Below are 8,473 nucleotides of genomic sequence, written 5' to 3'. Positions count from 1 at the left end.
TTCACCAGCTCCGGATATTCGCGGATTGCCTCCGAGATCGACAGGAAGATGACCCCCGCCTTCTTCAGTTCCTCGCGGAATGTGGTTGCGACGCTGACGCTGTCGAACACCGCATCGACAGCAACTTTGCGTGCGCCTTCGACGCCCGCCAGAACTTTCTGTTCCTCGATCGGAATGCCAAGCTTTTCATAGGTGCGCCGGATCTCCGGATCGAGATCGTCGAGGCTTTCGAGCTTTGGCTTGTTCTTTGGCGCCGCATAATAATAGGCGTCCTGATAGTCGATCACCGGGAAGTTCAGCTTCGCCCAGTCGGGCTGTTGCATCTTCTGCCAGTGCCGGAAGGCCTTCAGCCGCCATTCCAGCATCCACTCCGGCTCCTGCTTTTTGGCAGAGATGAAGCGAACCGTGTCTTCATTCAGGCCCTTCGGGGCCAGTTCCTGTTCGATGTCGGTCGAAAAGCCCCATTTGTAGCTGGACAGTTCGTCGACGGCCGCCGCCGCTTCGGGGTTGCGGATTTCGGGGAGGGAGGCGTTCATGCCGGAACTTTCTGGGATTCAGGTGCAAGTTCGGCCAGCGAAACGCCCGAAAGCGCGTCGCGTACGGCGCGGTTGACGGGCGCCCAGTGCGGCTTGACCTGACAGGTGTTGGCAAGGCCGCAGCAATCGCTGCCTGCCTGCCCGCAATGCGTAAGCGAGATCGGCCCGTCGATTGCTTCCACGATATCGGCAAGGCTGATGTCAGACGCAGCCCGCACAAGCGAGAACCCGCCAGCAACCCCGCGTTGCGACGCAAGCAGCCCTGCGCGACCCAACTGGCCCATCAGCTTTGCAACCGTGGGGGCGGGGATGCCGGTCAGCGCGGATGCCTGTGCCGCAGACATGGGGCGGCCTTCCGCCGTAGTGCGCGCGGTGGCGGTCATCACGACGACGCCATAATCGGCGAGGTTTGAAAGACGCAGCATCGACTCCGTTTCCGGGTAATTCGGACTTACGCAGTCCTATTTAGGGAAACCGGCCTTCCGGTCAAGAGCGAACCGTGCTGCAGCGGCCGCCATATTCGCGCATTTTCGGGCGTCGGCTGTTGATCCACCGCCAATAGCAACGACTGGCCATACGGCAAGCGTCGCAATGTCGCGGGGGGCGTTACCGGCCGCCCAAATCAGGAATGCCCGGCGATGGCGTGAACCATCGCCGGGCATCAGCAAGTGCCTGTCGTTCTGCCTAGAGCAGTTCGATGTTCACCGCAGCCTGCTTGCCACGACGGTCGAGCTCCAGCTCGAACGTGACCCGCTGGTTTTCCGGCAGGTCGGTCAGACCGGCGCGCTCGACGGCCGAGATGTGCACGAACGCATCGGCGCCGCCATCATCGCGGGCGATGAAGCCGAAGCCCTTCTGGCCGTTGAAGAATTTCACCGTGCCTTCATAGCGGGTGCCGTCCGTCACCGGCGGCGGACGGTTGCCGAAGCCGCCAGCGCGCGGGCTGCGGTCGAAGCCGCCTTCGCGCGGAGGACGCGGGGCGCGTTCCTGCACTTCCAGCACGTCGCCGATAATTTCGACGTCGGTCGCCGAGATACGGCCGTTGCGGTCTGTCAGGGAGAACCGGATCTCCTGATTTTCAGCCACATTGGTGAGACCTGCACGCTCCAGCGCGGAAATGTGGAGGAAGACGTCTTCGCCGCCGTCATCACGGACGACGAAACCGAAGCCCTTCTGGCCGTTGAAGAATTTCACCTTGCCGCTGGCGGTGCCAACGACGATGCCGGGGTTGCCGCCGGCGCCGCCGAAGCCGCCACTGCGCGGGCCACCGCCGCCGAAGCCGCCACCGCCTCCGCGCGGGCCACCGCCGCCGAAGCCGCCGCCGCCGCCGCCGCGCGGGCCGCCGCCGAAGCCGCCGCCACCACCGCTGCCGCCAAAGCCGCTACGGCCATAACCGCCGCCACCGCTGCGTCCGCCACCAAAGCCGGAATCGAAGTTGAAGCCTTCGTCAAATTCGCGGCCACGCTTGTCGTCTCCGCGTCCGCGGCCGCCACGCCGCCTGTCGTCGTAATTCATTGAATGAACCGTCTTTCAAAAATACTCGTGATCGCCCAATTCCTGGCCCCGTAAACGATATGGGCACCAATAGCCGGACTTCCACCGCCACCTGAAACGCCAATTCCGGACTGTCCGGCGGATGGCTATCCCAATTTCCCCCGGCCGGTCGTTCCATTGCAAAGCAGCCCCGCTGGGCGGGCTTTGCCATGAACCGGCACGGACAGGGTAGCGAAACTCGGCAGAACCGCATTGCGCCAACTCTGACATAGCCTATTGTGAGGCTTGGTGCGAGTCGGAATCTGGCGTGCGTCTGACGCGGCCTCAGATATTGTCGCGGCGCTCGCTCCAGGGCTTCAGTTGCGCGCCGCTGTTCCATTCGCGAACGGTCATTCCGCGCCCTTCCACCGCAGTCGTCCGCCATCGTTCTGCGCGCGCCGTCGCCGAGAGGTCGGCCCCCCGGCGCACGATGAAAAACAGCAGGCCAAAGCCGCTGGACGCAAGGAAATGGATCAGCGCCTGCGCAGGGCTGTCGGCAAACAGCGTTGCAAACACCACAACCGCGACGACTGCACACAGATCAACGGCGGCCCGCAGCCGCAGGCGCGGCCGTTGCCTGCCAGTCCCGTCTTCCGGGTTTGGGCCGTTCGCCATTGCACACCTCCGCCATGTTGCGTGGCGGATAACGGCTGCAATGCGCGGTTGTTGCGCCTCAGACGAGTGTCGCCAGCGCCGCCCTTGCATATGGCGTGAAGTCCTGCCGGCCTTCGCGCACCTTTTGCGCCCAGTCGGCATCGACGATCAGCGCCCGGCCAACGGCGACCAGGTCGAACTCGTCATTCTCCAGCCGTTGCAGCAGTCCGTCGATCGACGTCGGCTCGGACGATTCACCCTGTAGCCCGGCAATGAACTCTCCGGAAAGGCCGACCGAGCCGACGGTGATCGATGGTTTGCCGGTCAGTTTTTTTGCCCAGCCGGCAAAGTTCAGATCCGAGCCGTCGAACTCTGGTTCCCAGAAGCGGCGCTGCGAGCAGTGGAAAATGTCGACGCCGGCGCCGGCAAGCGGGACAAGCCAGTCGGCCATCGCCTGTTCGGTGTGTGCAAGCTTCACCGCATAATCCTGCTGCTTCCATTGCGAGAGGCGCAGGATCAGCGGGAAATCGTCGCCGATGGCGGCGCGCACCGCCTTTACCACTTCCTGTGCGAAGCGCCCGCGATCCTGCCCCCAGACATCGAGGCGCTGGTTGGCGCCTTCCCACTGGAACTGGTCGATCAGGTAGCCGTGGGCGCCGTGCAGTTCCACTGCGTCGAAGCCCAGCCGTTTGGCGCTTGCCGCAGCCGATGCATAGGCGGAGATGGTGGCGTCGATGTCGGGAACCGACATCTCGCGGCCGAAGGTACGGCCGATGCGATAGAGGCCGGACGGGCTTTCCGCATGGGTTTCGTCGCGGTCGAGCGGGTTGATGGCCGAGCCGACGTGCCATAACTGCGGCGCGATCTTGCCGCCTGCCTTGTGCACGGCCTCGACGACGCGCGCCCAGCCTTCCAGCGCGGTGTCGCCGTGGAAATGTGGAACCGCCTTGTCGTTGGCGGCGCCGGGGCGGTCGATCGCGGTTCCTTCGGTGACGATCAGGCCGACATCCGAGGCGGCGCGGCGTGCATAATAATGCGCGACATTTTCACCGGGAATCCCGCCCGGCGAAAAGCTTCTGGTCATGGGGGCCATGACGATCCGGTTCTTCAGGCTGAGCTTCGGTGAAACGAACGGGCGGAACAGCGCGCTGGCGTCGTGCATGAATATTCCTCTGGCAGAATGGGGTATTGGATCGGGCGGTTCAGCGGGGGCGAACGATCGCGGGCGGGTCGCTTGCGGGGAAGGTGCCATCGAGTTCCGCGTCGAGTTCGCGGCTGCTCGCCAGGCGGCGCACCCGGTCGTTTTCGGCAAGGCTCTGGTTCATGCGATCGACCTGATCGGGATGCGCTTCCAGCTGGCGCGCCTTGTAGCTGGCGTATGGCTCGCCATAGATGTGGTGGCGGGCTTCCTCGCGGGTGAGGGGGGAGGGCGTTCTGACGGACGCTTCCATCAGCCAGTCGGCGAGGCAGTTGCGGCAGAACCCCGCCGACGCCATCAACTCGATGTTGCTGACGTCGGTGCGCAGACGCAGGTGCTCGACCAGTTGGCGAAACGCTGCCGCTTCCAGCGCTTCGATGTGGGGATGTCTCGTCTCGGACATGGCTTCCGTTTCCTTTCGGCAATCGCGCTGCACATGCCATGGCTGGCGGCGTTGCGCGCATCTGTATATTGGGAGCCGCCGACGAATTGTCACCTGCACAAAGCCGAGAGGACGCACCCTTGCCGAGCCACCGCCCGCCCCGCGCCCGCCACGTTCGCGTTCTGGCGACGCTGGGGCCTGCTTCGAACACAGCCGAACGCATCCGCGCGCTTTTTGAAGCTGGCGCCGACGCATTCCGTGTGAACATGAGCCACGGCGACGCCGCATCGAAACTGAAGCTGATCGAAACCGTGCGCGGGCTGGAAAGCGCACTGGGGCGGCCGATGACCATCCTTGCCGACCTGCAGGGGCCGAAACTGCGTGTCGGACTGTTCGACGGCGACCGCGTGGAACTGGAAGCCGGCCAGGGCTTCCGTCTGGATTCGGATCCGGCGCCGGGCAACTGCGACCGGGTGCATCTGCCGCACCCGGAAATCCTGAAGGTGCTGCGGCCGGGCAACCGTCTGTTGCTGGACGACGGCAAGCTGGTGCTGCGCGTGGTGTCGGTTGGCGATGATCATGTTGCAACCGAAGTGCTGGTGCCGGGCGTGCTGTCGAACAACAAGGGGGTGAACGTGCCCGACGCGGTGCTGCCGCTGCCGGCGCTCACCGCCAAGGATCGCGCTGACCTTGCCATGGCGCTGGAGGCCGGTGTCGACTGGGTGGCGCTGTCGTTCGTGCAGCGCGCCGACGACGTGGCGGAAGCGAAAAAGCTGATCGCCGGGCGTGCGCTGCTGATGGCCAAGATCGAGAAGCCGGCAGCACTGGATGATCTGGATGCGATCATCGAACAGGCCGACGCGATCATGGTTGCGCGCGGCGATCTGGGTGTCGAACTGATGCCGCAGGAGGTGCCGGGCGTGCAGAAGCGGGCGATTGCCTGCGCGCGGCGGGCGGGCAAGCCCGTGGTGGTGGCGACGCAGATGCTGGAATCGATGATCGTCGCCCCCAGCCCGACACGAGCCGAAGTGTCGGATGTGGCGAACGCCATTTTTGATGGTGCCGATGCGGTGATGCTGTCGGCGGAAAGCGCCGCCGGGCGCTGGCCGGTCGAGGCGGTGGCGATGATGGATGCGATCGCCCGCGAAGTCGAACGCGACCCGGCCTATGAAGGCCAGATCGGCTTCGTGCGCACCGCACCCGAGCCAACCACGGCCGACGCGCTGTGCGAGGCAGCGCACAGCATCCAGCGGACGGTCGGCGCAGCGGCGATCGTCTGCTTCACCACGTCGGGATCGACCGCGCGGCGGGTTTCGCGTGAACGGATTCCGGCAAACCTGCTGGTGATGACACCGAAGCTTTCCACCGCGCGGCGGCTGGGGCTGACGTGGGGGGCGCATGCCGTGCACACCCGCGATGTCGGCGATTTCGAGGAAATGGTCGCCAAATCGAAGCGGATGGCGATCCGCCACCATATCGCAACCGGCGGCGACCGGCTGGTGCTGATGGCGGGCGTGCCGTTCGGCGTGCCCGGCTCGACCAACCTGATGCACGTGGTGCGGGTGATCGGCGACGAACTGGAACGCCATCGAAAGGGATAGCATCGGCAAAACATCTGCCGGGCGGGCTTGCCTTGCGGTGCGCGCCGGTCGCACAGTGCCCCGCATGAGGGACAGGGAAGCGCGCCGGGCAAGCGGCGCTTGCGCACATATGGCCGGATATCGATGGAGCCGGTGAAGGGTTCGCTGCCGCGTTCCGCCTGGTGCTGGGCCGCGTTCGAGGGATTCCGGAACCCGGCGGTGGTGTTGATCACCATCTATGTGTTCATGCCCTATTATGTGCAGTCGGTCGCGCCCGATCCGGCCTCGGGGCAGGCGCTGATTGCAAGGGCGAATCAGTTTTCGGGCTGGGCGGTCGCCCTGTCGGCGCCGTTGATGGGCATGGTCGTCGACCGGCTCGGCCCGCGCAAGCCGATGCTCGCCTTTGCGGCGCTTGCCATGATCCCGTTGAACTTCTCGTTGTGGTTCGTCACGCCCGGCGGCCCGATCGGCCCGGCCGCATTCATGACGATCGTGGCACTTGCCGGCCTGTTCTTTGCCTGGACCGAGGTTGCCCACAACGCCCTCATCCTGAGCGCGGCGCAGGGCAAGGTGGCGCGGACATCGGGAATGGGGCTGGCGCTTGGCAATGCAACGTCGGTTGCGTTCCTGGTGGCCGTTTTATGGGCGTTTGCGCTTCCGGGAACGGTCGATTGGGGGTGGGTGCCGAAACAGCCGCTGCTGGGGGTCGACCAGGCCCTGCACGAACCCGCCCGTCTTGCCGGGCCGATCGTTGCCGTCAGCATTGCCGTTGGCCTTGCGCTGATCCTCTGGGGGGTTCCGGATTTCCCCCGGTCCAGCCTTACGCTGGGGCAGGCGGTGAAGGCCGGCATGCGCGACTTTGCCGGGATGCTGCACGAACTGAAGGCCGAGCCGGAGGTGGCGAAGTTTCTGGCCGCCCGGATGATCTACGCAGACGGCAAGACAGCGATCCTGATCTTCAGCGGCGTGCTGGCCGCAGGGGTCATGGGCTGGCACACACTGCAGATGCTGGTTTACGGCATCCTGCTTTCGATCCTTGCCGTGCTTGGCGGGCTGCTGTCGGGGCGGATCGATCCGGTGCTTGGCCCAAAGCGTGCAGTGCTGCTGGAAATCCTGATCACGGCTGCCTGCGTGGTGGCGATTCTGGGCACCAGCCCCGGCCGCATTGCGTGGATGCCGGTCTCAACGGCGCCACTGCACGATGCGCCGATGTTCCAGACGGCGGCCGAAATGGCGTTTATTGCGATTGCCGGTATTTCCGCCGTCTCGATCACGGCGGCCTATGCCTCGTCGCGTACCCTGCTGACGGTGCTGGTGAAGCCGGCGCGGGCCGGCACTTTTTTCGGGCTGTATGCGCTGTCGGGCACCGCGACCATGTGGCTGGGGCCGATGCTGGTTGCATGGGGCACGCGGTCGACGGGAACCCAGCAGGGCGGCTATGCGACCATTCTGCTATTGCTGGCGGCAGGCTTCATCGTGCTGCTGACGGTGAAGCCGCCGCCAAGGCGCTAGGGGGCGCGAGCGGATCAGCCGCCCGATCGCGCCAGCAGGTCTGCCAGATCCTGCTTCCAGAACACCGCCCATGTGTGCGTGCTGTGGCCGCGCGATTGCGCCGTCTCGGGGATCAGGATGAATTTGGCGGCCGGCATTTTCGCAGCCATTGGCTCGGCGATCCCCAGATTGGGCGGGTTGATGAAGTCGTCGGCGGAATTGATCCAGGTGACGGGCACCGTGATCCGCGACAGCAGCGGCGCTGGATTATAGTTTCGGCTCGAGTCCAGCCGGTAGATCACGTCGTTGGCGTCGTCGGTCATGCCCGCTTCGACCCGGCCGACCAGCGCCTTTTCCGCGGCATCGCGCGTCGGCGCTTCGGCCTGCATCCGGACGGGCGCGGTTCCGGCGATCAGGCCAAGCGCCGCCGCCGTGCGCAGCCCCGCCGTCGGCTGGGTGGTGTAGTTGCCGCCGCGCCACAGGGGATCGGCCTGGATCGCGTCGATCGACATCTTGCGCCATGTGCGGTTGCGACCTGCGATCTCGACCGGCAGGCAGGCCGTCGGGAACAGCGCCTTGGCAAAGCCGGGGTGGGTGGTGCCCCAGACGAAGCTGTGCATGCAGCCCATCGAGGTGCCGCCCAGCAGGCGCAGGCTGTCGATCTTCAGATGCTCGGTCAGCAGGCGGCGCTGCGCTTCCACCATGTCGGCGTAATCATATTTGGGGAATGCGGTTTTCATCCCGTTCGACGGCTTGGAACTGCCACCATGGCCGATCGAATCGGGCAGGATCACAAAATATCTGCTGATATCCAGCGCCTGGCCGGGGCCGAACAGCTCATCGGCGAACTGCGGCCGCAGAAACTGCGCGCCGGTGCCGCCGGTGCCGTGCAGAAACATCACGGCGTTGATGATGCGGCCTGCCTCATCGCTCCGGGGTTGGCCAAGCGTCCGGTAATGCATCCGCAGTTCCGGCATCACTTCGCCGGTGTGGAAGCGGAAATCGCGGATCGTGGCATCGGCTTCGGCGACTGGCCAGCGGGTGGAAAGCTGGGCGGCGGCAGGGGCGGCGATGCAGGCCGCCGCAGCAAGGATCAGGGTGCGCATGGCCCCGAAACCTAGCGGATCGCGGGCGGAATGGAAGCCTGCGCGGGCAGGGC

At 65.4% G+C, this 8,473-nt stretch carries 8 protein-coding genes and 1 pseudogene; 2 read left to right on the top strand and 7 right to left on the bottom strand.

Annotated elements, in window-relative coordinates; all coding sequences use genetic code 11:
- From AC16JP_RS08510 to AC16JP_RS08485, 6 genes and pseudogenes are all read right to left on the bottom strand, one after another.
- Positions 1 to 536: pseudogene (locus tag AC16JP_RS08510) on the bottom strand (Fe-S cluster assembly protein SufB); the annotation flags it as partial.
- On the bottom strand, positions 533 to 961 hold the full coding sequence (locus AC16JP_RS08505; protein ID WP_484340185.1) for an SUF system Fe-S cluster assembly regulator: 429 nt from the start codon (positions 959 to 961) through the stop codon (positions 533 to 535). The gene AC16JP_RS08505 and the pseudogene AC16JP_RS08510, both read right to left, overlap by 4 nt.
- Positions 962 to 1,220: 259 nt before the next feature.
- Complete coding sequence (locus AC16JP_RS08500; RefSeq protein WP_484340184.1) at positions 1,221 to 2,051, bottom strand: cold-shock protein; 831 nt, start codon at positions 2,049 to 2,051, stop codon at positions 1,221 to 1,223.
- 303 nt (positions 2,052 to 2,354) lie between these two features.
- The gene (locus AC16JP_RS08495) at positions 2,355 to 2,684 is read right to left on the bottom strand and encodes a hypothetical protein (RefSeq protein ID WP_484340183.1); all 330 of its coding nucleotides are present in this window, start codon (positions 2,682 to 2,684) and stop codon (positions 2,355 to 2,357) included.
- Positions 2,685 to 2,742: 58 nt separating this feature from the next.
- The gene (locus AC16JP_RS08490) at positions 2,743 to 3,825 is read right to left on the bottom strand and encodes an NADH:flavin oxidoreductase (RefSeq protein WP_484340182.1); all 1,083 of its coding nucleotides are present in this window, start codon (positions 3,823 to 3,825) and stop codon (positions 2,743 to 2,745) included.
- Between the two features lie 40 nt (positions 3,826 to 3,865).
- Complete coding sequence (locus tag AC16JP_RS08485; RefSeq protein ID WP_484340181.1) at positions 3,866 to 4,264, bottom strand: DUF1244 domain-containing protein; 399 nt, start codon at positions 4,262 to 4,264, stop codon at positions 3,866 to 3,868.
- Between the two features lie 119 nt (positions 4,265 to 4,383).
- On the opposite strand from AC16JP_RS08485, the gene pyk reads away from it, so the two are divergent.
- Positions 4,384 to 5,844: a pyruvate kinase gene (pyk, locus tag AC16JP_RS08480; protein ID WP_484340180.1), complete on the top strand. Its 1,461-nt coding sequence runs from the start codon at positions 4,384 to 4,386 to the stop codon at positions 5,842 to 5,844.
- A 123-nt stretch (positions 5,845 to 5,967) separates the two neighbouring features.
- Entirely contained in the window at positions 5,968 to 7,335 is a 1,368-nt protein-coding gene (locus tag AC16JP_RS08475) for an MFS transporter (protein WP_484340179.1), read from the top strand.
- Positions 7,336 to 7,349: 14 nt separating this feature from the next.
- Here AC16JP_RS08475 and AC16JP_RS08470 read toward each other — a convergent pair whose 3' ends face one another.
- Positions 7,350 to 8,420 carry an alpha/beta fold hydrolase gene (locus AC16JP_RS08470; protein ID WP_484340186.1) on the bottom strand — a complete coding sequence of 357 codons (1,071 nt, stop codon included), beginning with the start codon at positions 8,418 to 8,420 and terminating at the stop codon, positions 7,350 to 7,352.
- Positions 8,421 to 8,473 lie beyond the last annotated feature (53 nt).

Source organism: Sandaracinobacteroides sp., assembly GCF_057137845.1.
The sequence above is the reverse complement of the archived record's forward strand: the minus strand, read 5'-3'. Positions and strand labels throughout refer to the sequence as shown.